Source organism: Arthrobacter sp. Ha26 (genome assembly GCF_059091705.1).
Map to the genome: position 1 here is coordinate 308,873 of NZ_JBNHGX010000002.1, position 22,376 is coordinate 331,248.

The window sequence follows — 22,376 nt, forward strand, 5'->3', positions numbered from 1 at the left end:
CTTTCGATCGGGGAAAAACAGAAGTTCTTGGCTAAGGTGCTCAGCTCACCTTGGCGAGGGCGTCGGCCAGGCCGGTGGTGGAACGGGCAGGATGGTAGGGAACCGTGAGGCAGCGCCCGCCCCAGCTCTCCACCAGCGCGGCCTCGGGCAGGCTGGCACCCTTGTAGTCGCCGCCTTTGACCCAGATGTCGGGGCGAAGGCGTTCCAGGGCGGCCTCGGGGGTGTCTTCATCGAAGACCATCACGGCGTCCACGCACTCCATGGCCAGGAGCAGCTCGGCGCGGTCGTGCTGGCCGATGATGGGCCGCTCCGGGCCCTTGAGCCGCCGCACGGAGTCATCCGAGTTGAGGCACACGATCAGGCAATCCCCCAGCTCGCGGGCCGCCGCCAGGGACCGCACATGCCCGGCATGCAACAGGTCGAAGCACCCGCCGGTGGCCACCACTTTCCCGCCGCTTTCCCGCACGGCGCGGGCCAGCAGCAGCGGATCGCTGATACGGGGCTGTGGAGGGGTGGGCTCCACCGCATCGGGCAGGGCCGACACCCCGCCGTTGGCCAGGAAGTCCGCGGCGTCGTGGACAGCCAGCACCGCAGCTTCATCCAGGCCACGGCCGGCGAGGAGGTGCACGGCAAGGCTGGCGGCGAGCCGGTCACCGGCCCCGCACGGATCACCCGCTTCCACGCGTGGAGCTGGAACCGGTTCCGGGCTGTGGTCCCGCCGGCACAGGACGGCGCCCTGCTCGCCCTTGGTGACCAGGACGGCCTGGCTGCCCCATTCGGCCAGCAGCATAGTGCCCGCCTCGGCAGCAGGATCGGCGCCTGGATCTGCGGCGGTACCCCGCGCAGAGGCCTCCTGCGTCTTGGCCACGCGTGGAGTGACCCGCCGGGCAGTGGCCGGCTGACCGGCGGGCTGCGGCCGGGTTTCCCTCGGTCCGCGTGACTGCACGGCCTTCTGTGCCTCGGCCAGGTTCGGCGTGACGACGGCGACGCCCGGCACCGGATCCGGCCCGGCAGGGTGCGGGTCCCACACAATGGGCACAGTGTCCGCCATCCGTGCCAGCAGTTCGCGCAGTTGCGGGTTGGCTGCCAGGCCGCGGCCGTAGTCGGCCACGATGATCACGCCCGCTTTTTCCACCGCACGGAGCATGGCCGGGCTCACCTCCGGGACGGGCGTCTTTTCGCAGCCCTGGTCAAACCGGACCACGGGATGCGATCCTGCCCTGACCCGGGTCTTGACCGGCGAAGGGTAGCCACTGGGACCCGAGACGAGGCGCACCCCGGCGAGCTGTGCTTCCAGCTGGCGGCCGGCGTCGTCATCCCCCAGGACCGTCACCAGCGTCACCGGCCAGTTGTCCTCGGCAAGCATCCGGGCCACGAGCCCGGCGCCGCCGGCACGGCGCTTGACGCCGGAGACGTCAACCACCGGCACCGGCGCATCCGGGCTCAGCCGTGTGGCCTCCCCGGACAGGTCCACGTCCAGCATCACATCGCCCACCACCACGATCCTCATGCCTCACCGCCCCGCTTCCGCAGGCCCTGGCTTTGGGCGCCGAGGTTCGTCAAGGGAAGTGCCTCGGCGGAGCTGCGCCGGCCCACCTCGAGGTCGAATGCCCGGCAAACGGCGTGCAGCGCGATGAGATGGCCCTCCTGGGCATTGGCGTTGAGGGCGTCAACCATCACCGCTTCATCGCACGCATCCGCCAGGGGGTTGGGACCTGCCCCCGTGAGCGCCCAGGTGGTGATGTTCAGGCGCGATGCGGCTTCGGCAGCCCGCAGCAGGTTGGGGCTCTTGCCGCTGGTGGACAACAGCATCAGCACGTCGCCGGACCGGCCGTGGGCGCGCACCTGGCGGGCAAAGACGTCGTCGTAGCCGTAATCATTGGCGATGGCCGTCATGGCGGAGGACTCCGCATGGAGGGAAATGGCCGAAAACGGAACCCGCTCGCCGTCGAACCTGCCCACGAGTTCCGCCGTGAGGTGCTGCGCCTCAGCCGCTGAACCACCGTTTCCGGCGGCAAGGAGGCGCTGGCCGCGGAGCAGGCGCTGCGCCAGCTCCACTCCCCAGGCCGCCAGCCGGCCGGACTGGCTCCGCAGCGACTCGAGGGCAGGCACCACATTGTCCAGATGCGTGCGCACGGCCTCCGCGCTGTCCGGATCCACAAAAGTGGCGCCGGGCAGTACCGCAGGCAGTGGGGCCGGCCTTGCCAGGACCGGCAAGTCGGCTTCACGAAGGGACCATTCAGCAGTCACAAGGCCGCTCCTTCCATGGGGACAACGCCGGCCGCAGCTCCCGCCACCGCCAGCTGATAGGCCTTTTCGGTTTCCGCCGCCACCCGGTCCCAGGAGTACCTGGTGCGGGCACGCTTCTTGCCGGCGTTGCCGAGTTCCGTCCGCAGGGCCGGGTTGTCCAGCAGCAGGGCAAGCGCGGACGCAATGGCTTCGGGGTCCCGCGGCGGCACGTGCAGTCCGGTGCCGTGGTCAACCACCGTGTCCCGCAAGCCGCCCACTGCGGCCGCAACCACGGGGACGCCGCAGGCCATGGCCTCCAGCGGGACGATGCCGAACGGCTCGTACCAGGGGGCGCACACCACGGCATCGGCGCTGCGGAAGATCCCGGGCATCTCGCCGCGTGACACCTGGCCCTGCAGGTTCACCTTCTCCGAAACGCCCAGTTCCTCCGCAAGCTCCAGCAGGCGGCGGACCTCCGGGTCGGCGTGCAGTACCCCTGAGTCTGCGCCGCCGCCCACAATCAGGAGTTCGACGTCGTCAAATCCCGCGTCCTGGAGGTAGGGCAGCGCCCGGATCACGAGGTCCACGCCCTTGCGCGGCACCAGTCGGCCCACGGAGAGGATGCGGTGCTTGCGCGGCCTGGCGGCAGCAGGACCGTCGGCGGAAAAGAAGCCGAGGTCCACGCCGCAGGGGGCGATGGAAATTTTGCCCGTCTTGATGCCCATCGCCTTGAGTTCAAAGACTTCGTCCGAGCAGGTCGCAACGATCCTGTCGACCGACCGTCCAACTCCGGGCTCCAGCCAGCGCCGCTCCTGGGGGCTGGTGTCCTCCGCTCCCTGGTGCCGCCGCTTGACGGTACCCAGCGCATGGAAGGTCTGGACGACGGGAACCCGGTAACCCTGCTCCGGCCGCCGGGCAGCATCCAGTGCGGCCAGGCCGGACATCCAGAAATGCCCGTGCACCACATCCGGGGGCCGCTGGCTCCAGTCCCGGGCAACACCGATGGCCAGCTCGCCCATGTAGGGCAGCAACTCGTCCTTGGGAACATGGCGCGCGGGTCCGGCGTCCACGTGCACCACTTCAAACCGCGGGTTCACGCGGACCCTAGCCGGAAGCTCCGTTGCATCCCGGCGGGTGTAGACAGTGACATCGTGGCCGCGCTTGGCAAGCGCTTCGGACAGCGCGGCGACATGTACGTTCTGCCCGCCGGCGTCCACCCCTCCCAACGCCGCCAGCGGACTGGCGTGCTCGGAAATCATCGAGATCTTCATGGGGTTTTCCTCTCTCGCGCCGGAACAAGGATCTTCTCTTCCAAGCGTCCGTTGTCGGAGTGCCGGGGCCGGCCGCCGAGGTCCGCGAGGAGCTCGTCCCAGCGGTCCTGGAACCTGCCCAGGCTGTAGCGTTCCAGTGCCGCCTCGCGGGCGGCAACGCCCCGCCGTCGGGCTTCATCCGGGTTGGCGACCAGCCGCTGCGCGCAGCGGAGCAGCTCGTCGATATCGGCGGATACGGCGCCGGCCTCCGGCGGCACCGCCCGCGGCGCTTCGGTGGTGGCCAGGGCAACTACCGGCATTCCCAGGTGCATGGCTTCCAGCAGGGACAATCCCAGGGAGGTCCAGCGCATCGGGTGCACATAGACGCGGCAGCGGGCCAGTTCGCGGTGCAGCTGCGCGGTCTGCAGGTCGCCCCGGGCCGTGAGCCTGGAGCCGTCGATGCCGGCGGCAGCCGCCAGCCCGTCGGTTTTCATGCCGAAGACCTGGAGCGGGGCAACTGACGCGAAAGCCGGCAAGAGATCCGTGCCCGTGACGCGTCCGCGGCGGATGGGTTCGTTCACCACCACGCCCAGCTCCGGCAGCTCCCCGGTGTAAAGCTGGCCGGGGTCCGGAATCCCGTGTTCAATCACCAGGCTGCTGGCAGATCCGTTGTCCCAAGCCAGCTTATTGAAGTGGGTCACGTGCACCAGGGGGATGTCCCGCTGGTCTGCCAGCGGGTGGCGGGTGAACGGGAAGTCGCCTTTAGGGGTGTTGTGCTCCACGTACACCGCCGGCAGGTCCACACCGGGCCTGCGGCGCAGCAGCCGGGCAACTTCATCGATTTCCTCCGGCCGCTGCAGGACGACGGCGTCAACAGCGTCCGCGTCCAGCGCACCGAGGTCCACCTCCCGCACTGAGTCGGGCCAGTCCCTGCCGGCACGGCCCAGTCCCCACGCACCACCTCCCGGCAGGACCGGAAGGAGGTACTCATGACGGCCGCGGACGAAGGCGTCCGTCCAGGAACCGTGGACATGCCAGAGCAGGATTCTCATCTGTTGCGGGCCTTTCTACGGGTACTGACATGGGTGCTGAAGGAGCTCACTCCGCCGATGAGGCGTTCCACGGCGGCCACCACTTCCTCAGGTGAGACGGAGTCAAGGCACGGGTGGCCCGGAACGGGGCAGACCCTGGCCCGGCTCATCCTGCAGGCGGCGTTCTGGTCGCCCAGCAGTTCCAGTGAGACCCCGTACGGCGCCCAACGGATGGCGGGCACCACCGGCGAGAAGAGGCAGGCCACCGGAGTGCCCACCGCCGCGGCGAGGTGCGCGGGGCCGGTGTTGCCGGTGACGACGGCGTCCGCTCCCGCCATCACGCCGGCGAGGGTATGGAGGTCCGTGCGGCCGCCGAGGTCAAGTGCCGACGGTCCGGCGACGGTAGCGGTCAGCGACGTCTCGCCCGGACCGCCGGTCACCACCACGCGGTGCCCCGCGCCCTGCAGGAGTTCGACGGCGGCAGCGTGGTGCAGCGGCGGCCACGCCCTGGCAGGGACCGCAGCTCCGGGGTGCACCACCACATAGGGGTCGTCGCCCACGAGGTTCCGGACGTCCGGTACGGATGTCAGCCGGAGCTTGCCGTCATCCCCGGCAGGGAGCCGGAAACCTCCCGCTTCAGCAATGCCCAGTGCCCTTTCGGCTTCCGGCTGGTCTTCGGGAAAGTCTTCGCCCGGTTTGAGCCGGACATCCAGCAGGGAGCCGGCGTAATCGGTGGAGGCCCCGGTGATGCGTTCCACACCGGCCAGCCGGAGCAGCAGTGCCAGCGGCAGCGGCGACTGGTGGAAGGAGGTGAGAATGACCGCTTCGGTGATCCTGGAGTTCCGGACATACTCGATGAGCCGGTCGGCGTGGGGGCCGGTCATCCGGGGAGCGGGGTTCATGATCCACGGGCTGTCCCAGCTGTAGACCTCTGCCGCGCCGGGCAGCATTCCTGCCGCCGCCTCGCCCTGCCGCCCGCAGAGCATCACCACGTGGTTCGGGCTGCTTCCGTCCGGGAACCGGCCATTGGCGACCGCGCGGACCGCCGGACCGGCCAGGAGCACGTCTCCCATGCTGTCCAGGCGTGCCACCAGGACCCGGCCCATCAGGGCTGCCCCACAAGCAGCGAGACAGCCTCTGCCAGGTCCCGGGCCACCAACCGGGACTCTTGCACCTCTTGGGCGCGCGTCACAGGCGTTGGAACGAGGACACCCGTCGCTCCGGCTGCTTCGGCGGCGCGGACGTCAGCGCCGATATCGCCGATCAGCGCTGCCTCCGATTCCGTGATGCCGAGCTTGCGGCACGCACTCTGCACCATTCCCGGTGCAGGCTTGCGGCAGGCGCAACCGTCCTGCTCCGAATGCGGGCATACCTCCCACACGTCGAAGGGGCCCAGCAATTCCTCCACCCGGGCATTGACATCTGCCACATCGGCGGCAGTGATCAGGCCCCGCGCAATTCCGGACTGGTTACTGATCACTCCGGTGGCAATCCCGTCGGCCCGAAGGGCGTCCAGGACTGCTTTGGCGCCCGGCATTGGCGTTACCCTGGCGGGGTCCCCGTTGTAGGGCACGTCGACCACCAGTGTCCCGTCCCGGTCGAACAGGACAGCGCGGAACTTCGAGGTTACGGAGCTTCCCATATCCTCTCCGTTCCCCACTGCTGCTGCTCCTAAACACGGGCTGCTGCTTTTCTCCCCTTTCGATGGGCAACAGGAGGGGCCTTTGAACAGGCAAGATAGGAGTGCTCCGGGCTCTGGGCGGGTGCCGGCGCTCCGGTCGGAACCCCTGGGGGCTACCTGTTCCTGCTCCCCAAGGTGGTCTTGGCAGCGGCCCTGGCTGAGGTCCGGCCCGGTGAGGCATTGCTGGAAACTGTGCTTGAAACTCCAAGGCGGCCCGTGCTCCGCACCGCCCTGAAGGAGCCCGCGGAACCCGCCGCGCGCTCCGGTTCCGTCAGGGCACTGTCCACCTGTCCGCTGCTCAGGAGCCGGCGCTGGAGTTCCACGAGCACCCGCGCCAGGCGCCGCGACACCTGCATTTGCGACATCCCCAGCCGCTTGCCCAGCTGGACCTGGGTTTCCTCGCAAAAATAGCGGCGGTACAGCAGTTCGCGGTCCGCCTCGTCCAGGTCCTGCATGGCCTCCCGCAGGCAGGCCAGGTCCTCGAGCCGCTCCAGGGGCGTTTCCGGACAGGCGAGCAAGTCACCGATGGAGGGGGCATCGCTGTGCGGGTTGGCTGCGTCCAGGGAGTCCGGGTGCATGCTGCTCGACGCCGAGATGGCCTCCTGGACATCCGCGGCATCCGTGCCCAGCTCGGTTGCCAGTTCCGCCACACTCGGGGTCCTGCCCAGGGCCTGCACCAGCTCGGGTTCCACACGGAACATCCTGGTGCGCAGATCCTGGATGTGCCTGGGGGGCCGGACCACCCAGGTGCGGTCGCGCAGGTATCTCTTCAACTCCCCGGCGATGGTTGGGGCGGCGTAGGCGGGAAAGCTTTCCCCCTTGGACTGGTCGAAGCCGCGGGCAGCCTTGACCAGTCCAAGGTAGGCCACCTGGTTCAGGTCGGCACGTTCCCGGCCACGCGCCTCGAAGCGGGCAGCCAGGGCCTCGGCGAGGTCCAGGTATCCCAGGACCAGGTCGTTTTCGAAGGTCTCGCGGAGCCGCCCCTGTTTGCTGGCGAACCGGTTTTCCCGCGCTGGTTCCGGGCATGGCGGTTGGACGGGCGTAGTATCCACGGCAAGCGCGGCGAATGATTCGGGCATTGTCGTTGGTTCCCTCGGTCGGGTCCGAAAGCCTGCGGCAAGACTTAGCAGTAGGAAATCATAAGGTTGCTTATAAAACAATCCTTTGCGGGATTAGGCTCAGCATGTAAGACGAAACCGCGCCCCTCTGCCAAGGAGTTCCCGCCATGCGCATCGCCATCACCGGAGCCAGCGGAAATGCAGGGACGGCCCTGCTTCGCAACCTCCAGGACCAGCTCTCCAGCAAGCCGGGAAGCCTGGAGCTGACAGGGATCAGCAGACGCCTGCCGGACATTACCCGGGCTCCCTACGCCGGAGTGGAATGGCATACGCTCGATGTTGGCCTGGAGGGTGACCGGCCCCGGCTGGAAGCTGCGCTGGCGGGTATGGATTCCGTAGTGCACCTGGCGTGGCAAGTCCAGCCGAACCGGGACCTTGACCAGCTGTACCGGACCAATGTCACGGGCACCGCAAACGTTCTGGAAGCAGCCCGGAAAGCGGGCGTCAAACAGGTGGTCTGCGCTTCGTCCGTGGGCGCCTACAGCAAGGGCCCGAAAGACCGGCGGTCCGATGAATCCTGGCCGGCCACCGGCATGGCCGGCTCCCACTACAGCCGGCACAAGGCCGCCCAGGAAGACCTCCTGGACCGGTTTGCGGCAGCGGAGCCGGGCATAGCCGTGGCCAGGCTCCGGCCGGCACTGATCTTCCAGCGGGACGCGGGGAGCGAGATCGGCAGGTACTTCCTGGGGCCAGCCATCCCGCGGCTCCTGCCCAGGCGGCCATGGATTCCCCTGTTGCCGGCCCCGGACGACCTCGTTTTCCAGGCCGTCCACGCCGATGACGTGGCCGAGGCCTACTGGCGCGTCATCGACCAGCGGGCCTCCGGAGCTTTCAATATCGCGGCGGAGCCAGTACTTACGCCGCAGGAACTCGCCCGGATCGTTCGGGCGCGGAGAATCCTCCCCATTTCCATGGAACTCCTCCACAAGCTTGTTGGCTTGGCCTGGCAGCTCCGCCTTCTTCCCACAGACTCCGGGTGGGTTGAGATGGCAGCAGGTGTCCCCATCATGGACACAGGCCGGGCGTGGCGGGTTCTTGGGTGGGAAGCACATCAGTCCTCAGTGGAGGCCGTTCTGGACGTACTGGAGGGCATGGCAGCGGGGAAAGGAGTAACTCCCTCCCCCGCCTTGAAGCCGCGGCACGGCATTTCGCGCAAAGGCGAGGTTACGTCCAGCTCTGAACTGGAGGCCGCCGAGCCTGCGGACTAGATGCCTGAGCGGGGATTATCACGATCCACGTGTGAACCGCCCTGGCCAGGGTTGGCACCATCGTGGCGGCGGTCATCGTGGGCGCCTGCACCGCGGGCAGCGTCGGCAGCGTCGCGTGCGGCATTACCGGAGTTAGTGGTACCGGAGTTAGTCGCGGCACGATTGGTGCCGTCACGGTCCTCCCGGACGTCGGGGTCGAGCTCGTCCGCTTTCCGGGTCCGCTCGTTGACGTCGTCACGCAGGGTCTTTGCCTCGTTTGCCTGGTGTTCCGCATGCTGACGCAGCCGTGCAGCCTCAACCTGCGCCTGCTCTGCGTCCGCCCTGGCGCGTGCTGCCTTGGCCTCGCGCTCACGGGCGTCGAGTTCCCTGTTCTCGGCCTCACGCCGGATCTCGGCGGCCTTTTCCCGGTGCGCATCGTCCCGCTTCTGCTGTATCGCCTTCCGCCGCCGCCCTGTTGCCAGCAGCAGCAGCACAATCAGCACCACCACAACTACGGCAATGACTACCCAAACCCACGGAGCTATTTCCAAAGCACCCACCTCTTCCACTTCGACGGACCGGGCCGGCGGAGCCATTCCGGCTGATTTTTTTGGAACTGTTTATAACTCGCTTAGCAAGCGTACTTACCTTTTATTAGTAATCATGCTTATTATTTTAGGGCCAGTATCGCTGGTTCTTGATCAACAACCGGCCTTCTTGGAAAGAGAGAGCGAAGATGACAGAGAACCAATGGCCCGAGGATCCCGCCTACACGGCTCCGCCGGCCTCTACAGGAATTCCGGGCGAGCGAAGCGCCACCACTTTCCCGTCCGCCGCCAATTCCCCCTATGGAGATGACGCCCCGATCGGTGATACCTCCGGGTCATCCCGTAAGGAAGCGGCGAAGGAAGAAGCAGCAGATGTAGCACGTACCGCCAAGGGCTCCGCCCAAAATGTCGCCCAGACGGCCAAGGAAGAAGTCGCCAACGTAGCCGCCGAGGCGAAGTACAGCGCGCAGGATCTGTTGTCGCAGGCGAAGTCTGGATTGACCAGCCAGGCCGGTACCCAGCAGCAGAAGGCCGCCGAGGGCATCCGGACGATTTCCAGCCAGCTGCAAAGCATGGCGGACGCCCCGGACCAGCAGGGCATGGCCAGCGACCTGATCCGGCAGGCTGCCCAGCGCAGCGAATCGGTCGCTTCCTGGCTTGAGAACAGGGAGCCGGGCGACTTGCTCGGCGAAGTCCAGCGGTTTGCACGGAACCGGCCCGGCACCTTCCTCCTGCTCGCAGCAGGCGCCGGTGTCCTCGCCGGCCGCCTCACCCGAGGCCTCACCGGGGGCACGCAGGAAAGCCAGACCGGCACCGGCAGCAGGGGACTTACAGGGCAATATTCCAGCCCCTACGGCGACCAGTACGGTGAGGGCTACGCTCCGGTGGCGGGATCAGTTCCGCCTCCTCCGGTCCAGATGCCGGGTCCGGCCACCACTACCGCCGGCTATGGTGACGCCGCCGGCACCACCTACCCCGCAGGCACGTCCGGTTACGGCGCAGGCACCGGTTACACGGAAGACACCTCCGGTTACGGCGCAGGCACGGCGGGTGCCGGCCCCCTCGGCAGCCCTGAACTGGTGGAAGAAGAACCATGGTCCGGCAACCGTACGGCTGAGGACCCCCTTGGAGACCGCGACCTGGCTGATGAACCCATGCCCGGCGATCCCCTCACCCGGGACCGCTCCAGGGACGGTCAGTCCGGTGGGCTGTGATGAGTAGCGAGATTCCGGAGACGCCGCCGAGTGCGGCGCATGTGAAGGCGGACAACGCGTCGCTGGGTGAGTTGCTGGGTGATGTGACCCGGGACCTGTCCACGCTGATGCGCCAGGAAGTGGAGCTGGCCAAGGCCGAACTGAAACAGTCCGCCACCAAGGCCGGCAAAGGCGGCGGGATGCTCGCCGGCGCCGGCGTGGCCGGGCACTTCGTCCTGGTTTTCCTGTCCCTGGCGTTGATGTTCGCCCTGGGCGCCCTGATGCCGCTGGGCTGGGCCGCCGTGATCGTGGCCGTGATCTGGGCCATCGTCGCCGCGGTCCTGGCCTCGATGGGCCGCAAGGAACTCAAACAGGTCCAGGGCATGCCCCAAACAGGCGAAACACTCTCAGAAATTCCCCCAACCCTAAAACCAGGTGAGGTAAACCGATGAGCGAAAACCCGGACGCAATCCGTGCAGACATAGAAGCAACCCGCGCCCGCCTGGGCACCAACGTGGACGCGGTGGCGGACAAAGTCACCCCGTCCAACATCGTCCACCGCCAGACGGACAAAGTGAAAGACGCCGTCAGCGGAGTGAAGGAGCGCATCATGGGAGCAGCAGACTCAGCAACGTCCTCGGTCCAGGACAAGGTCCACTCCGGCGCCGGGCACACCTCCGGGGCCCTGCATTCCACCGGGGACACCCTGCACGGGGCCAAGGACACCGCCGCCGCCAAACTCTCCGACGCCGGCACCGCGCTCTCCCAGGCACCGGACCAGGTCAAGGCCAAGACCCAGGGCAACCCCCTGGCCGCGGGCCTGATCGCGTTCGGCGCCGGGATGCTCGTCTCGTCCCTGATCCCGGCAAGCCAGAAGGAACGCGAAGCAGCCCAGCAGCTTAAGACCGCCGCCGAACCCCTGGCCACCCAGGTCACCGACGCGGCCAAGGACATGGTCCAGGACCTGAAGGAACCGGCCCAGGAAGCCATGGAAAACGTCAAAGCCACCGCCACCGACGGCGTCCAGAACGTCAAAGCCGAAGGCCAAGGCGCCGTCACCGACGTCAAAGACCGCGCCACCGACGCCAAAGACAACGTCAAAAACACCTAAGCATCCGACGCGGCACCCCAAGGCATGAGCAACACCCTGACAGGCCGGCCCCGCGATCACGCGGAGCCGGCCTCTCAGTTTTGCACCCTTAGCGAGAGGACAGCCCCATGGCCACTCAAGACTCTTCCGAAACCAGCACAGCGAAAGCAGGCCAGGCTCCGGATCCGAACGACTCCCGTAAGCCGGATGGCCCCACCGACCTGGACAAACCGTCCTGGAAATACATCCTTAAGAAAACCCTGCGGGAGTTTTCGAAGGACCAGTGCCCGGACCTCGCGGCAGCCCTCACCTACTACGGGGTGTTGTCCCTGTTCCCAGCCATCTTGGCGCTGGTTTCACTGATCGGGCTCTTCGGAGACCCACAGAAAACGACCGATGCCCTGCTCCAGATTGTGCAGGGATTTGTCCCGGCCGAGACGGTCGGGACCATCGGGGGCGTTGTCTCCGATCTCGCCAACGCACCGGCTGCCGGACTTACCCTGGTCCTCGGTCTCGCTACTGCCCTCTGGTCCGCCTCCGGCTATGTCGGGGCCTTCGGGCGGGCCATGAACCGCGTTTACGAGGTCGATGAGGGCAGGCCATTCATTAAGCTGCGCGGCACCATGCTGGTGGTGACGCTCTTCGCCGTTGTCGTCGTCGCCATCCTCGCCGGCATGCTGGTCCTGAGCGGCCCGGTTGCCGAGGCGGTTGGAGGCCTGATCGGGCTCAGCGGTGTGTTCCTCGCCATCTGGAATATTGCCAAATGGCCGGTGATGGTGGTCCTGATTATCGTGATCATTGCCGTGCTGTACTACGCGACCCCCAACGTCAAGCAGCCCAAGTTCAAGTGGATGAGCATGGGTTCAGGCATTGCCCTGTTCGTTTTCCTGCTCGCATCCCTGGGTTTTGGGTTCTACGTCGGCAACTTCGGTAACTACAACAAGACCTACGGTGCCCTGGGCGGCGTGATCGTGATGCTGCTGTGGCTGTGGATCCTGAACATGTCCCTGCTTTTCGGTGCCGAGTTTGACGCAGAGACAGAGCGTGGCCGCCAGCTCCAGGCCGGCATCGAGGCAGAAGAGACCATCCAGCTTCCGCCGCGGGACACCAAGAAGAGCGAGAAACTGCAGAAGCAAGAGGACGAAGACATCAAGCACGGGCGCGAACTTCGAGAAAAGTACAGTGCGGCGAACGGCGGGAACGACGACGGCGGGAACGGGGACACGGGCCAGAACGGCAACGGTAGCGGGAGCCAGCGTTCCAGCGAGTCCGCCGAACGCCACCGGGACAGGGTCCGCGACAAGCTGCGCGGACGCGATACAGGCAACGAGTAGGTAGCAGACGCCCCGGGCAAGCGGCGGAACGGACAAGAATGGCTGCCGCCTCCCGGGGCTAGGCAGGACCTGCAAGATGGGGGAAAATTGTCCTAAAGGTCCTGTTGAGGTTTCCCGGGTCAGCAAAGGTGGTCCGGGGACAAAGCGGGGCCGGCGGTGAGATGGCCTCTTCTGAGACCGAGGCCAGTCCCCCCAGTCGCCGTCGGCCCCCTCGATCTTGAGAACTGATACGGCGACTGGACAAAGTGAACCGCCCTGCCATAGTTTCGTGTTTACTCTGCTCGGTATCCCAAGAGCCGCGCAGGGCCGCTGAAGCAGATACGGCGGCATCACGGTCGACCCCGAATGAGCAAACATGCCCGCCACCCATTTTGACCAATTTCTCGCTGAAGCAGTTGTCGCGGACAGGGAGCCCGGACTCGGCCTTCGCCGGGACGAGCTCTATGGCCTGTACACCAGCTGGTGCCTGCTCCAGAAGGAACAGCTTCAGGCCCCGGAAGCCTTGTGGGAAGCGCTCCAGGGCCGCGGAATCAACCCGGACAGCAACAATCTGTCCATGACCGGCCCCGCCGCCGCCGACTACATAGTGGCCAGCGCTCCCGACCTGGTCTGAGTTCGTTTCCAGACCTGTTGAAGCCGCCTTCGGCTGGTTAGCATGAGAGCATGACCGGCGCATTACCGTTCCGCCGGCCACCGGCCGAAGGGAGAATCACCATGGGTTTGGATGACAAGATCGAAAATGCCGCAGAGAAAATGGGCGGCAAGGCCAAGGAGACTACGGGTGCGGCCACTGACGACGAAAGCCTGCGGACTGAGGGTCGGATGGACCAGTCCAAGGCTGACCTGAAGCAGGCCGGCGAAAAAGTCAAGGACGCTTTCAAGAAGGATTAGGTTCCGGAAACTGAAAAAGGGGCTGCTGCGGATTCCGCAGCAGCCCCTTTTCCGTTGGTCCCCGGCTCCAGTTACTCGGGCAGTTCCTTCGGGCAGTCCCCGGGCTTAGTCCCTGCCGGCCACGGCCAAACGCTTATGCAGGCTCGGTCACTGATTCCGTCGCCGCCATGGTTTCGGCATTGACCATCCAGGCCAGCTGTTCCAGCCGCTCAATGACGGCGTGGAGCAGGTCAGCGCTGGTGGGATCTTCCTCGTCCACCTCGTCGTGGACGTCGCGCATGGTTTGCACAGTCCGTTCCAGCCGCGCGGTGACAAGTTTGACAGTGTCCTTCGTGGTGACCAGCCCCTGCGGAAACTCCTCCAGCCGGCTGCCGGAAGACACGGTGCTGCTGCGGCCGTCCGGCAAGGCGTGCAGGGCCCGCATCCGCTCCGCCGCCTGGTCCGCGAAGAGCCTGGCTGCGGTAATAATCTCGTCCAGCTGCAGGTGCAGGTCACGGAAATTGGTGCCTACAAGGTTCCAGTGGGCCTGCTTCCCCTGAAGGTGCAACTCGATGAGGTCTGTGAGCACCATTTGCAGGTTGCTGGCGAGGGTGGGTGACGCTTTCATATTTTTCCTCCACTTCGGCTGATCCGGCTGGCGGCTTCGCGACAATACTATAAGCATACTTACCAGTTAACCGGCGGGCGGGAGTCAGCGGCCGGGCCACGGGCGGGCTACCTGATTCGAGCCAGCGCGAACCCGTCCCAGCCCTTGGAGCCCACTGTCTGGATGACGGTGGCGTCGAGCCGGGGATGCCCGCCCAGCAGCTTGAGGGCGTCAACGATTCCAGGCGCGTTCACGGGGTCCATGTCAGGGTCCAGGACCGCGCCTTCCCAAATGGTGTTGTCCAGGACAACCGTGGCCCCCGGCCGGCCCAGGCGCACCGCCCATTCCAGATAGCGGCTGTTGTTCTCTTTGTCGGCATCGATGAAGATGAAATCGAAAGGCTCCCGGTCCTCCTCCGCCAACGCTGCGAGGGTGTCCAGGGCAGGACCCAGCCGGATCTCCACCTTCTGTCCCAGTCCTGCAAAGTCGATATTTGCCCACGCCACTTCCGCGTGCTGAGGGAGGAATTCGCACGTGACCAACGTGCCGTCGTCGGGCAGGCCCTGCCCCATCCAGATAGTGCTGAAACCGGCAAGCGTGCCGATCTCCAAGACCCTGCGGGCACCGGAAAGCTGGACGAGCAGCTTGAGGAGCTTCCCGGCATTGGGGGCCACCTCGATGGCCGGCATACCGGCCTCAGCCGCGGACTGCACGGCGCGGAGGAGCGAGGGATCAGGATGGACCACGACGTCGGACAGGAACTCTTCGGTGGCAATCCACTCCGGACGGGGCTTGTGCTCAAACATGGGCACAGTCTGGCACGGGGGTCCGCGCGGGTCCAGAGACGCGGGCTGTTCCGAAGACCAGGAGGCAGAAGGGCAGTTACCCGTCACGAACCGTCGGTGAGTGCTTCTTCCAGGCGGTCCACCTTGGCTGTCAGCTCGCCGGAATACCCGGGCCTGATGTCCGCCTTGATAACCAGGGAGACGCGGCTGCCGTAGCGCCCCACCGCCTCCGTAGCCCGCTTCACGACCTCAAAAACTTCATCCCATTCACCCTCGATGGTGGTGAACATCGAATCGGTCTTGTTCGGCAGGCCCGATTCCCTGACGATCTTAACGGCTGCGGCGACGGCGTCATGGACGGAGGCATCAGCGGGCCTGGACCCTTCCGCGGGGGTACCTGAGGGGGCAACAGAAAAGGCAAGCAGCATGATGCCAGTGTGCCATGGCAAGGAGGCGGGACGCAGACGGAGAGCGCCATGGCCGCCGTCACAAAACCCCCTACCCTCCAGTAACGGTGAACGGCAGGATCTCCATTGCTAACCTTTTGGCATGAGCCTCGCAGTCGCCCGCAAGCCCCTCCGCGCCGACGCAGCGCGGAACGTGGACAAGATCATCACGGCGGCGCGCCAATGCTTCCGCGAGTTCGGCCCCGAAGTTCCCCTCCAGACCATCGCAGCAACCGCAGGCGTTGGACCGGCCACCCTGTTCCGCAATTTTTCGGACAAGGAGGAGCTGGTCCTTGCCGTGCTTGACCGGCAGCTCCGGCTCAACGTTGACCCCGTGGTGGAAACCGCCCTCGCGGATATCGACGCAACGGCAGGACTGCTCCGTGTCATGGAAGCCCTGATGGCGGCCGCCAGCGACGACGCCAACCTCCTGGGCGCTGTTGCCGGCCGCCGGGAGTTGCTCACCGGCATCACGGGCTCCTTGATGGAATCGATCAGTGTGCTGCTGGTGCGCGGGCAAGGCCAGGGAAGCCTGCGCGAGGACATCTCAATGACGGACATGTTCCGGTTGCTGGCGATGCTCATTGGAGTTGTGGACACCATGGAACCGGGATCTGACGCCTGGCGCAGGCCGTTGGCGCTGGTGGAGGATGCCATCAGGACAGTTCGGCCCAGCCGTCCGCTTCCGGTCCATGTGCCGGTACCGGCCCTCCCCTGACGCCACTTCCCTGGCAGCCTGCAGCTGGCCGAATGCTCCACCAGACGGTTCCACAGAGCCCGGAAGACCCCGTTTTAGCACTGTGGATCTCCCCATTGTGGGCGCCCAGTGGGTGCAATACACTTCAAGTGGGTTACGCAGCCAGCCTCTCTGATCCTTCAGGTTTGATCCTTCGAGATGGAGCGATCCATGCCCCAGTTTTTGCTCCTCCAGCCCGTGGCCACATCGTGATGAACACGTCCAGGCTTCTGCACTACATCAATGATCCGCGCGGACCGGAGGAAGTACTTCCCACCCTGCCGCCCGGGGAACTCGCAAAACTGTGCGATGCCCTTTTCCAGAACCTGGATACTCCCGAGCCCGAGTACGGCGCCCAGGCCTGGTATGAGATGGCCGTCGAAGAATGCTTGCGCCGTGCAAATTCAACCGGCCCACTTACAGCCGGTTCACGGGCAACCAACGGCGCTGCCCATGGAGTTGCGTGACCGGCTCCAGTTGGCAGCGGCGCTGCCCGCTGCTGGGGGTAGCCAGCCGGCCTCGTAGTAGCCGCGTGCCGCTCCCCGCCAGCTTCTCCCAGCGCTAGTCGTCGCCTGCCGCTCCCCGCGCCCGCAACTCCTCGTGGACCATTGCCTGGAGCGCCAGGACCTGCGACGCCGGATCGAGGTCCATGGCCCTTTGCAGGCTCTCCGACAGGGACTGGAGATCTTCGGCCGGGACATCGGACAAGCCGGCAAAACGACTGAAGAAACGTTTGGCTGGGAGCCCGGCCCGGCGTCGGACGTTCTTCTGGAGGTGGGGCCGCCCGGCTCTTTCCCCGGCAGCATGCAGTTGATTGTCCATCGTCGCCGTTCATGAGGATTCTGCGTGGCCAACTGCATAGCCGCTTTTATAGTACAACTCACGGCCTCCAGCACCAGTGACGAATCTCACTTAGCGGCGGCGGCTCAGTTCCAGCCGAGCATCCTCAGCAGGGCGGCCGTTCCCGCGCCCACCACCACAACCAGCAGGAACGGCGCGCGCAGCGCCAGTGCGATGACTGCGGCCGCGAGCGCGCCCAGCCGGGCGTCGGCAACCAGGGACTGCCCGGATGCCACGGCGTTCACCAGCGTGAGGGACGCCAGCAGCCCGATGGTCATGGTTCCTGCCACCCTGGAAACCCGGGGGTTCTCGAGGATCCTCGCGGGGACGAAGTAGCCCACCAGCTTCCAGGCGTAAGCCAGTGCGCAGGCAATGAGCAGCCAGATCCAGAGGCTCACGAGTCCGCTCCCGGTAAACCCTTGCCGTGCTGCGGGATGTCATGGTGTTGGTGGACGCCGCCGTGCCCGTGATCTTCATCGTGCCGGTGATCCACAGCATGGTGGCGGTGTTCCCGGTACGGCTCAACGTCCGGCTCCAGGCCCTCGTCGCTCCGGCCGTGGCTGTACCAGCCGATCACAGCGGCCACGACGGCGGCCACCAGGATGGGTACGCCTGCCGGCACGAACGGCACGGCCACCACCGTGGCAAGGGCGCAGGCCACCGCGATGGCGATCGGTTCGCGGCCTTTGAGCCGGGGCCAGAGCAAGGCCAGGAAGGCGGCCACTGCGGCGCCGTCGAGTCCCCACTGCTTGGGGTCCCCCAACCCGCTGCCGGCCAACGCCCCCACCGCAGTGAAGAGGTTCCACAGCACATAGATGCCGATGCCCGCCGCCCAAAAGCCGCGGCGCTGCTCCGCGGGATCGGTCTGGCCGGTGCTGGTGGCGGTGGACTCGTCGATGGTCACCTGGGCGGCAACGTACCTGCGCCACCCGGTGGGGTGGAGCAGTGCGTTGAGCTGCATGCCGTAGATTCCGTTGCGCATGCCCAGCAGTGTGGCAGCGCTCATGGCTGCGATGCCCGAGCCCCCTCCTCCCACCACGCCGATGAATGCGAACTGCGACCCGCCGCTGAAGAGGAGCAGGCTCAACGCCATGGTCTGCCAAAAATCCAGGCCGGACGTGACGGACAAGGCACCAAAGGAGACTCCATAGAGCCCGGTGGCAACACTGATGGAGAGTCCCACCCGGACGGCAGGGGAGGACAGCAATTTCACGTCCCTGCTCCCAGTGCAGGCTTCCGCAGGGTCCAGGCCCACAGGATGAGCGGAGCCTGCAGCGGCAGGCGCACCGTATGGACTGTGCGCTGGCTGCGGGTTCCTTCGGGGCCGTAGGCACGCCGGAGCGCGTCGATGTGTCCGGCCAGGAAGACGGCGAACATGGCGGTGAGGGCGGTGGCAGTCGCCCTGCGGACCGGCGGGACAAGGATTCCGACGGCGGCGGCCAGCTCCAGCAGGCCGCTCAGCGCGATCCATTCCTCCCTGGTCATCACTGCGAACGGCCGACGGCGGTCCGGTTCCGTGCCGCTGGCCCTGCCCTCCAGGCAGAGGTAGTCCGGCACCACCTGCCGGTAAAACCCGGGGTCGCGGACGTGTTTCATGGCGCTGGCCGCCAATAGGGCGCTCATGGCTGCGGCGGAAAGGCTTTGAAGGGCCCGGCCGGACCGGGAAAAAGACATGCCCCCACTCAATCACAAGCGCGGCAAGCCGCTAAAACAGGTCAGGCCCAGCCGAGCGCGGAACTCCCGTAAGGTGGCGGTGGGCCTGTGTAGTCAAGCGGCTGCCCGTCCACCAGGAGGGGCGGCCCCACGTAGCGCAGTTGGCCGTAGCTGCTGGCCATGACCCGCAGATCAGGTACGGGCAATTCTGGTTCTGGAACATCCGTTTCTGGATTACCGGTGGGAAGGGCGAACAGCTCCTCTGCCGTGCGGACCAGGGACAGCCGCGCCGCTCCCCCCAGGCCGTTGTGCCGGCGCCGCGCAAGCAAGGCGATGGCTGCTGCCGCCAACCCGTACCCTGTTGCGTGGTCCAGGGCCTGGACGGGCAGCGCACCCGCCCGCCACCCGGCGTCATGGTCCTCCGCCCCGTAAAGATCGGCGATTCCGGTGGCCGCCTGGACAATGCTGTCGAAGCCGCGCAGGCCGCTCCATGGGCCCGTGCCGCCCCAGCTGTCCAGCGAGGCCACCACCAGCTCCGGGCGGGCTGACAGCAGCACCTCCGGCTCCAGCCCGAAGCGGTTCAGGGACCCCCGCCGATAACCCGTGATGACAACGTCCGCGGTGGCCTGCAGCTCGTGGAGGAGGTGGCGGTTCAGCGGGTCTGCCAGGTCCGCCTCGGCGCTCTTCTTGCCGAACCCGGTGTCCACGAACTGATCGGAAATTTCGGGAAGCTGAGGCGGATCGATCCGCAGGACGTCGGCGCCAAGCGCCCCCAGGAGCCGGGTTGCTACCGGCCCGGCAATAACGCGGGTCAGGTCCAGCACGCGCACCCCGGCAAGGGGAAGGCGGGGGTTGTCGCGGGACAGGCGGAGCCGCCGGGCGCCGGTGGTTCCTCCCCCGGCAAGACTGAATTCTATCCAGGGTCCCGTTCCGGCAGCCCCTCCCAGGCCCGAGCCCAGCCATTCGCCGCGGCTTCGGACAGCCGCGGCCACCCCGCCGCGGGCTTGGATCGCTGCTTCTGCTTCGAGCGAGGTCATAGCGGCGAGGGCTGCCCCCACGCCATCCACGCTGGTGGCATCGAGTGCCTGCATCAGCCGCCGCTCATGGTGCGGGTAGTTGGCGTGGAGCCTGATCCACCCGTCGCGGGTGCGCCGGAAGCCGGACAGTGGGGCGAATCCCTGAATGGTGCGCCCGTCAATCCGAAGGTGGCCATAGGAGTCGAACGCGGCGGCGGTCAGGGCCGCCGTGGTGGCAAACCGGCCCGGAGTTCCTGACAGGAGGTCCAATGCCGCAGCCGCGGCCCCTACAGAACCCAATGCCAGGCCTTCCACGTCCAAAGCACCGCGCCACCAACGGCGGGGCCCGGACCAGGACGAGGCCGGATCATGCAGCACCAAACCCGTATCGCTGGAGACGGCTTCCAGGCAACGGAACAGCGGGGGAACACCGCTGGCAGCCAGTCCGGCCATCTTCCTTCCTACCTTCCCTGCGGCGACGCCGCGTGCAGCTGCCCCAGCACGCGGGCAGGCACGTTGGTGGTGATCTCGTGGATGCCCAGGTCTTGGCAGAGTGCCACATCCTGGTCCGTGTCCACGGTCCACACCCGGAAGCGCCTGCCCAGGTCCATCCACCGACGGACGGTGTCCGGATGCCGGCGGACATAAGCCATGCCGGGGCCTGCCAACCCGGCTTCGCCGGCATCCAGGATCCGCTCCCCTTCAAGCTGGGCAGCTTTCATCAGGTTGGCGATGGCTCCCCCGGTGATCAGTCCCAGGCCCAGTTCCCCGCGCAGCTCCCGCACGTCCACATCGTCCACCAGTTGGCAGACATACTGTGCCGGAACGGACCGCAACAGCCGGCGGACGGATTCAGGGCTGAAGCTCATGAAGGTGACTGACACGTTATCCACGGAAGAACCGGCAGCCTCCCAACCCTCGGCCCGCAGGACCTCGAGGACCCGGTCCTCAAGCTTCAGCTGGTACGGGCTGGGATGCTTCAGTTCAATGGCCAGTCCCATGGGGCGGCCGGCACCCCGAAGAATCTCCAGCAACTCCGGAAGGGTCAGGAACTGCCCGGACCGCGCCCCGTACATCTCGGGGATGCGGACACCCTTCCAGGACGAGAAGTCGAGTCGGCGGAGTTCATGCAGCGTGCGCTCCGCCACCGGCCCGGTTCCGTCAGACGTGCGGTCCAGGTTTGCGTCGTGCAGGAGGACCACGTGCTGGTCGCGGGTCAGGTGGACATCGCACTCCACCCCGTCCGCCCCGTCCGCCAGCGCCTGCAGGTAGGCTGCGCGGGTGTGTTCGGCGAACGCCGCGCTCGATCCGCGGTGGGCGAAGACCAGCGGCCTCTGCGGCAGTGACCCGTCAGTAGTCATGCAGCCACGGTAGCCGACCCCGCCCGGGCGCGGGACTAGGCTTGGCACATGCAGGTGAACTCTGAACCAACTACCCGCGAAGCACCCACCAGGCCCGCGCCTTCCCCGCCGCCCGGGGCAATGGCAAGTGCCGCCGTCGTCCATCAATTTGCTGCCGGTGACGCCGAAAAGGCGGCAGCGCTGAGGAAAATGAAGCTCGTGGCGCTGGGGCTGCTGATTGCCATGGCCGTGATTTTTGTGTTCGCGTTCGCGCTGCAAAAGGAGTACCCGTGGCTCCAGTACGTGCGTGCCGCGGCTGAGGGCGGCATGGTAGGTGCTCTGGCCGACTGGTTCGCCGTCACTGCGCTCTTCAAGTACCCCATGGGCATCAAAATCCCCCACACCGCGATCATTCCGCGCCGCAAGGACCAGATCGGCGCCTCGCTGGGCGAGTTCGTGGAGACAAACTTCCTGTCCGAGCAAGTGGTCCAGGACAAACTGGCGAGCGTGAACATCGCCCGCCGGGCAGGCGAGTGGCTGGCCACGCCCGGCGGCGCCGACCGGGTGGCCAAGGAAGGCGCCGCAGTGATCCGCGGCGTGTTCAAGGTCCTGAACGACGACGACGTCCAGGCAGTGATCGAAGGCATGGTCCGCAAGCATCTGCTGGCTCCGCCGTGGGGACCTCCCGTGGGCAAGTTGGCCGAGCGTATTTTCCACGACGGGCATCACCACAAGCTGGTGGACCTGCTGGTGGACCGGGCGGCGGACTGGGTCAGCGAAAACCATGAGACGGTGAGCCGGCTGGTCTCGGAGCGTTCCCCCACGTGGGTACCCCAGTTCGTGGACGGGCTCGTGGGAGACAAGGTGTACATCGAGTTCCACAAATTCGTGCGGGCCGTTCAGGCGGACCCCAACCACCAGGTGCGGCAGTCCATTGACAAATACCTGAACGACCTTGCCCAGGACCTGCAGCACGATCCCGTGATGATCGCGCGCGCCGAGGACATCAAGGCACAGGTCCTGGGTGATCCCGAGGTGCGCGAACTGGCTTCCCGCACGTGGGGCACCGTGAAAAAGACCCTGTTGGATGCCGTGGATGATCCGGGCAGCGAGCTGACCATCAAGTTCAAAGCTGCGGTCCGCGACTTCGGCTCCAGGTTGGTGAACGACCCCGAACTCGCCGGGAAGGTGAACGCCTGGATCGGCGACGCGGCCGGCTACCTGGTGAGGACCTACCGCTCGGATATCGCCGGGGTGATCACGGATACGGTGGCGCGGTGGGATGCGGAGGAAACCTCACAAAAAATCGAACTCCAGGTGGGCAAGGATCTGCAGTTCATCCGGATCAACGGCACAGTGGTGGGCTCCCTGGCCGGGCTGGCGATCTTTACCGTGGCGCACCTGATCTTTGGTTGAGTGCCG

At 66.4% G+C, this 22,376-nt stretch carries 27 protein-coding genes; 10 read left to right on the forward strand and 17 right to left on the reverse strand.

Annotated elements, in window-relative coordinates; genetic code table 11:
- Positions 1 to 40: 40 nt before the first annotated feature.
- The 7 genes from AC5RVY_RS06950 to AC5RVY_RS06980 form a co-directional block, all read right to left on the reverse strand.
- Positions 41 to 1,510: a PfkB family carbohydrate kinase gene (locus AC5RVY_RS06950; protein ID WP_493953971.1), complete on the reverse strand. Its 1,470-nt coding sequence runs from the start codon at positions 1,508 to 1,510 to the stop codon at positions 41 to 43.
- Positions 1,507 to 2,250, reverse strand: a complete 744-nt coding sequence (locus tag AC5RVY_RS06955) for a D-sedoheptulose-7-phosphate isomerase (protein WP_493953972.1) — start codon at positions 2,248 to 2,250, stop codon at positions 1,507 to 1,509. Before AC5RVY_RS06955 ends, AC5RVY_RS06950 begins: the two co-directional genes overlap by 4 nt.
- Positions 2,247 to 3,500: a glycosyltransferase gene (locus AC5RVY_RS06960; protein WP_493953973.1), complete on the reverse strand. Its 1,254-nt coding sequence runs from the start codon at positions 3,498 to 3,500 to the stop codon at positions 2,247 to 2,249. The genes AC5RVY_RS06955 and AC5RVY_RS06960 overlap by 4 nt, the downstream gene beginning before the upstream one ends.
- Positions 3,497 to 4,531 carry a glycosyltransferase gene (locus tag AC5RVY_RS06965; RefSeq protein ID WP_493953974.1) on the reverse strand — a complete coding sequence of 345 codons (1,035 nt, stop codon included), beginning with the start codon at positions 4,529 to 4,531 and terminating at the stop codon, positions 3,497 to 3,499. Before AC5RVY_RS06965 ends, AC5RVY_RS06960 begins: the two co-directional genes overlap by 4 nt.
- Positions 4,528 to 5,616: a glycosyltransferase family 9 protein gene (locus tag AC5RVY_RS06970; RefSeq protein ID WP_493953975.1), complete on the reverse strand. Its 1,089-nt coding sequence runs from the start codon at positions 5,614 to 5,616 to the stop codon at positions 4,528 to 4,530. The genes AC5RVY_RS06965 and AC5RVY_RS06970 overlap by 4 nt, the downstream gene beginning before the upstream one ends.
- Positions 5,616 to 6,152: a D-glycero-alpha-D-manno-heptose-1,7-bisphosphate 7-phosphatase gene (locus AC5RVY_RS06975; RefSeq protein ID WP_493953976.1), complete on the reverse strand. Its 537-nt coding sequence runs from the start codon at positions 6,150 to 6,152 to the stop codon at positions 5,616 to 5,618. The genes AC5RVY_RS06970 and AC5RVY_RS06975 overlap by 1 nt, the downstream gene beginning before the upstream one ends.
- Positions 6,153 to 6,304: 152 nt before the next feature.
- A complete protein-coding gene (locus AC5RVY_RS06980) occupies positions 6,305 to 7,270 on the reverse strand; it encodes a sigma-70 family RNA polymerase sigma factor (RefSeq protein ID WP_493953977.1) in 966 nt (321 codons plus the stop codon).
- Positions 7,271 to 7,416: 146 nt separating this feature from the next.
- Between AC5RVY_RS06980 and AC5RVY_RS06985 the strand changes: the two genes are divergently transcribed.
- Entirely contained in the window at positions 7,417 to 8,517 is a 1,101-nt protein-coding gene (locus tag AC5RVY_RS06985) for an NAD-dependent epimerase/dehydratase family protein (protein ID WP_493953978.1), read from the forward strand.
- On the opposite strand, the gene AC5RVY_RS06990 is transcribed toward AC5RVY_RS06985, so the two are convergent.
- Positions 8,514 to 9,092: a hypothetical protein gene (locus AC5RVY_RS06990; RefSeq protein ID WP_493953979.1), complete on the reverse strand. Its 579-nt coding sequence runs from the start codon at positions 9,090 to 9,092 to the stop codon at positions 8,514 to 8,516. The two genes, AC5RVY_RS06985 and AC5RVY_RS06990, sit on opposite strands and share 4 nt — an antisense overlap.
- A 140-nt stretch (positions 9,093 to 9,232) precedes the next feature.
- Here AC5RVY_RS06990 and AC5RVY_RS06995 point away from each other — a divergent pair, with 140 nt between their 5' ends.
- The 6 genes from AC5RVY_RS06995 to AC5RVY_RS07020 all read left to right on the forward strand — a co-directional run bounded on the left by AC5RVY_RS06995 (position 9,233) and on the right by AC5RVY_RS07020 (position 13,552).
- Complete coding sequence (locus AC5RVY_RS06995; protein WP_493953980.1) at positions 9,233 to 10,258, forward strand: hypothetical protein; 1,026 nt, start codon at positions 9,233 to 9,235, stop codon at positions 10,256 to 10,258.
- Positions 10,258 to 10,689: a phage holin family protein gene (locus tag AC5RVY_RS07000; protein ID WP_493953981.1), complete on the forward strand. Its 432-nt coding sequence runs from the start codon at positions 10,258 to 10,260 to the stop codon at positions 10,687 to 10,689. Before AC5RVY_RS06995 ends, AC5RVY_RS07000 begins: the two co-directional genes overlap by 1 nt.
- A complete protein-coding gene (locus AC5RVY_RS07005; RefSeq protein WP_493953982.1) occupies positions 10,686 to 11,348 on the forward strand; it encodes a DUF3618 domain-containing protein in 663 nt (220 codons plus the stop codon). The genes AC5RVY_RS07000 and AC5RVY_RS07005 overlap by 4 nt, the downstream gene beginning before the upstream one ends.
- 107 nt (positions 11,349 to 11,455) lie before the next feature.
- Positions 11,456 to 12,661, forward strand: a complete 1,206-nt coding sequence (locus AC5RVY_RS07010) for a YihY/virulence factor BrkB family protein (protein ID WP_493953983.1) — start codon at positions 11,456 to 11,458, stop codon at positions 12,659 to 12,661.
- Positions 12,662 to 13,016: 355 nt separating this feature from the next.
- On the forward strand, positions 13,017 to 13,274 hold the full coding sequence (locus AC5RVY_RS07015; protein WP_493953984.1) for a hypothetical protein: 258 nt from the start codon (positions 13,017 to 13,019) through the stop codon (positions 13,272 to 13,274).
- A gap of 101 nt (positions 13,275 to 13,375) precedes the next feature.
- Complete coding sequence (locus tag AC5RVY_RS07020; RefSeq protein WP_493954270.1) at positions 13,376 to 13,552, forward strand: CsbD family protein; 177 nt, start codon at positions 13,376 to 13,378, stop codon at positions 13,550 to 13,552.
- A 133-nt stretch (positions 13,553 to 13,685) separates the two neighbouring features.
- On the opposite strand, the gene AC5RVY_RS07025 is transcribed toward AC5RVY_RS07020, so the two are convergent.
- The 3 genes from AC5RVY_RS07025 to AC5RVY_RS07035 all read right to left on the reverse strand — a co-directional run bounded on the left by AC5RVY_RS07025 (position 13,686) and on the right by AC5RVY_RS07035 (position 15,351).
- A complete protein-coding gene (locus AC5RVY_RS07025) occupies positions 13,686 to 14,159 on the reverse strand; it encodes a Dps family protein (protein ID WP_493953985.1) in 474 nt (157 codons plus the stop codon).
- A gap of 107 nt (positions 14,160 to 14,266) precedes the next feature.
- Positions 14,267 to 14,944: an O-methyltransferase gene (locus AC5RVY_RS07030; RefSeq protein ID WP_493953986.1), complete on the reverse strand. Its 678-nt coding sequence runs from the start codon at positions 14,942 to 14,944 to the stop codon at positions 14,267 to 14,269.
- Positions 14,945 to 15,027: 83 nt separating this feature from the next.
- Positions 15,028 to 15,351 (reverse strand): thiamine-binding protein, encoded by a 324-nt coding sequence (locus AC5RVY_RS07035; protein ID WP_493953987.1) that lies wholly within the window; start codon positions 15,349 to 15,351, stop codon positions 15,028 to 15,030.
- Positions 15,352 to 15,472: 121 nt separating this feature from the next.
- Between AC5RVY_RS07035 and AC5RVY_RS07040 the strand changes: the two genes are divergently transcribed.
- Both AC5RVY_RS07040 and AC5RVY_RS07045 read left to right on the forward strand, forming a co-directional pair.
- Complete coding sequence (locus tag AC5RVY_RS07040; protein WP_493953988.1) at positions 15,473 to 16,087, forward strand: TetR/AcrR family transcriptional regulator; 615 nt, start codon at positions 15,473 to 15,475, stop codon at positions 16,085 to 16,087.
- Between the two features lie 230 nt (positions 16,088 to 16,317).
- On the forward strand, positions 16,318 to 16,572 hold the full coding sequence (locus AC5RVY_RS07045) for a hypothetical protein (protein ID WP_493953989.1): 255 nt from the start codon (positions 16,318 to 16,320) through the stop codon (positions 16,570 to 16,572).
- Between the two features lie 94 nt (positions 16,573 to 16,666).
- Here the strand turns inward: AC5RVY_RS07045 and AC5RVY_RS07050 are convergent, their stop codons facing one another.
- From AC5RVY_RS07050 to AC5RVY_RS07075, 6 genes are all read right to left on the reverse strand, one after another.
- Complete coding sequence (locus tag AC5RVY_RS07050; protein ID WP_493953990.1) at positions 16,667 to 16,813, reverse strand: hypothetical protein; 147 nt, start codon at positions 16,811 to 16,813, stop codon at positions 16,667 to 16,669.
- Positions 16,814 to 17,031: 218 nt separating this feature from the next.
- A complete protein-coding gene (locus AC5RVY_RS07055; RefSeq protein ID WP_493953991.1) occupies positions 17,032 to 17,343 on the reverse strand; it encodes an AzlD domain-containing protein in 312 nt (103 codons plus the stop codon).
- Positions 17,340 to 18,158 (reverse strand): AzlC family ABC transporter permease, encoded by an 819-nt coding sequence (locus AC5RVY_RS07060; RefSeq protein ID WP_493953992.1) that lies wholly within the window; start codon positions 18,156 to 18,158, stop codon positions 17,340 to 17,342. Before AC5RVY_RS07060 ends, AC5RVY_RS07055 begins: the two co-directional genes overlap by 4 nt.
- A complete protein-coding gene (locus tag AC5RVY_RS07065; protein ID WP_493953993.1) occupies positions 18,155 to 18,619 on the reverse strand; it encodes a DoxX family protein in 465 nt (154 codons plus the stop codon). Before AC5RVY_RS07065 ends, AC5RVY_RS07060 begins: the two co-directional genes overlap by 4 nt.
- A 41-nt stretch (positions 18,620 to 18,660) precedes the next feature.
- Positions 18,661 to 20,067: a CoA transferase gene (locus tag AC5RVY_RS07070; protein ID WP_493953994.1), complete on the reverse strand. Its 1,407-nt coding sequence runs from the start codon at positions 20,065 to 20,067 to the stop codon at positions 18,661 to 18,663.
- An 8-nt stretch (positions 20,068 to 20,075) separates the two neighbouring features.
- Positions 20,076 to 20,975, reverse strand: a complete 900-nt coding sequence (locus AC5RVY_RS07075) for a glycerophosphodiester phosphodiesterase (protein WP_493953995.1) — start codon at positions 20,973 to 20,975, stop codon at positions 20,076 to 20,078.
- A 48-nt stretch (positions 20,976 to 21,023) separates the two neighbouring features.
- On the opposite strand from AC5RVY_RS07075, the gene AC5RVY_RS07080 reads away from it, so the two are divergent.
- Positions 21,024 to 22,370 (forward strand): DUF445 domain-containing protein, encoded by a 1,347-nt coding sequence (locus tag AC5RVY_RS07080; protein WP_493953996.1) that lies wholly within the window; start codon positions 21,024 to 21,026, stop codon positions 22,368 to 22,370.
- Positions 22,371 to 22,376: the final 6 nt, after the last annotated feature.

What these genes read in the sequence shown, in the direction of transcription:
- AC5RVY_RS07045 (WP_493953989.1), top strand. Translation starts at nt 16,318, where the DNA reads ATGAACACGTCCAGGCTTCTGCACTACATCAATGATCCGCGCGGACCG.
- AC5RVY_RS06995 (WP_493953980.1), top strand. Translation starts at nt 9,233, where the DNA reads ATGACAGAGAACCAATGGCCCGAGGATCCCGCCTACACGGCTCCGCCG.
- AC5RVY_RS07015 (WP_493953984.1), top strand. Translation starts at nt 13,017, where the DNA reads ATGCCCGCCACCCATTTTGACCAATTTCTCGCTGAAGCAGTTGTCGCG.
- AC5RVY_RS07010 (WP_493953983.1), top strand. Translation starts at nt 11,456, where the DNA reads ATGGCCACTCAAGACTCTTCCGAAACCAGCACAGCGAAAGCAGGCCAG.
- AC5RVY_RS07080 (WP_493953996.1), top strand. Translation starts at nt 21,024, where the DNA reads ATGCAGGTGAACTCTGAACCAACTACCCGCGAAGCACCCACCAGGCCC.
- AC5RVY_RS07030 (WP_493953986.1), bottom strand. Translation starts at nt 14,944, where the DNA reads ATGTTTGAGCACAAGCCCCGTCCGGAGTGGATTGCCACCGAAGAGTTC.
- AC5RVY_RS06985 (WP_493953978.1), top strand. Translation starts at nt 7,417, where the DNA reads ATGCGCATCGCCATCACCGGAGCCAGCGGAAATGCAGGGACGGCCCTG.
- AC5RVY_RS07025 (WP_493953985.1), bottom strand. Translation starts at nt 14,159, where the DNA reads ATGAAAGCGTCACCCACCCTCGCCAGCAACCTGCAAATGGTGCTCACA.
- AC5RVY_RS06990 (WP_493953979.1), bottom strand. Translation starts at nt 9,092, where the DNA reads ATGGCTCCGCCGGCCCGGTCCGTCGAAGTGGAAGAGGTGGGTGCTTTG.
- AC5RVY_RS07075 (WP_493953995.1), bottom strand. Translation starts at nt 20,975, where the DNA reads ATGACTACTGACGGGTCACTGCCGCAGAGGCCGCTGGTCTTCGCCCAC.
- AC5RVY_RS07005 (WP_493953982.1), top strand. Translation starts at nt 10,686, where the DNA reads ATGAGCGAAAACCCGGACGCAATCCGTGCAGACATAGAAGCAACCCGC.
- AC5RVY_RS06980 (WP_493953977.1), bottom strand. Translation starts at nt 7,270, where the DNA reads ATGCCCGAATCATTCGCCGCGCTTGCCGTGGATACTACGCCCGTCCAA.
- AC5RVY_RS06970 (WP_493953975.1), bottom strand. Translation starts at nt 5,616, where the DNA reads ATGGGCCGGGTCCTGGTGGCACGCCTGGACAGCATGGGAGACGTGCTC.
- AC5RVY_RS07040 (WP_493953988.1), top strand. Translation starts at nt 15,473, where the DNA reads ATGAGCCTCGCAGTCGCCCGCAAGCCCCTCCGCGCCGACGCAGCGCGG.
- AC5RVY_RS06965 (WP_493953974.1), bottom strand. Translation starts at nt 4,531, where the DNA reads ATGAGAATCCTGCTCTGGCATGTCCACGGTTCCTGGACGGACGCCTTC.
- AC5RVY_RS06960 (WP_493953973.1), bottom strand. Translation starts at nt 3,500, where the DNA reads ATGAAGATCTCGATGATTTCCGAGCACGCCAGTCCGCTGGCGGCGTTG.
- AC5RVY_RS07070 (WP_493953994.1), bottom strand. Translation starts at nt 20,067, where the DNA reads ATGGCCGGACTGGCTGCCAGCGGTGTTCCCCCGCTGTTCCGTTGCCTG.
- AC5RVY_RS07000 (WP_493953981.1), top strand. Translation starts at nt 10,258, where the DNA reads ATGAGTAGCGAGATTCCGGAGACGCCGCCGAGTGCGGCGCATGTGAAG.
- AC5RVY_RS07035 (WP_493953987.1), bottom strand. Translation starts at nt 15,351, where the DNA reads ATGCTGCTTGCCTTTTCTGTTGCCCCCTCAGGTACCCCCGCGGAAGGG.
- AC5RVY_RS06975 (WP_493953976.1), bottom strand. Translation starts at nt 6,152, where the DNA reads ATGGGAAGCTCCGTAACCTCGAAGTTCCGCGCTGTCCTGTTCGACCGG.
- AC5RVY_RS07020 (WP_493954270.1), top strand. Translation starts at nt 13,376, where the DNA reads ATGGGTTTGGATGACAAGATCGAAAATGCCGCAGAGAAAATGGGCGGC.
- AC5RVY_RS07065 (WP_493953993.1), bottom strand. Translation starts at nt 18,619, where the DNA reads ATGTCTTTTTCCCGGTCCGGCCGGGCCCTTCAAAGCCTTTCCGCCGCA.
- AC5RVY_RS06950 (WP_493953971.1), bottom strand. Translation starts at nt 1,510, where the DNA reads ATGAGGATCGTGGTGGTGGGCGATGTGATGCTGGACGTGGACCTGTCC.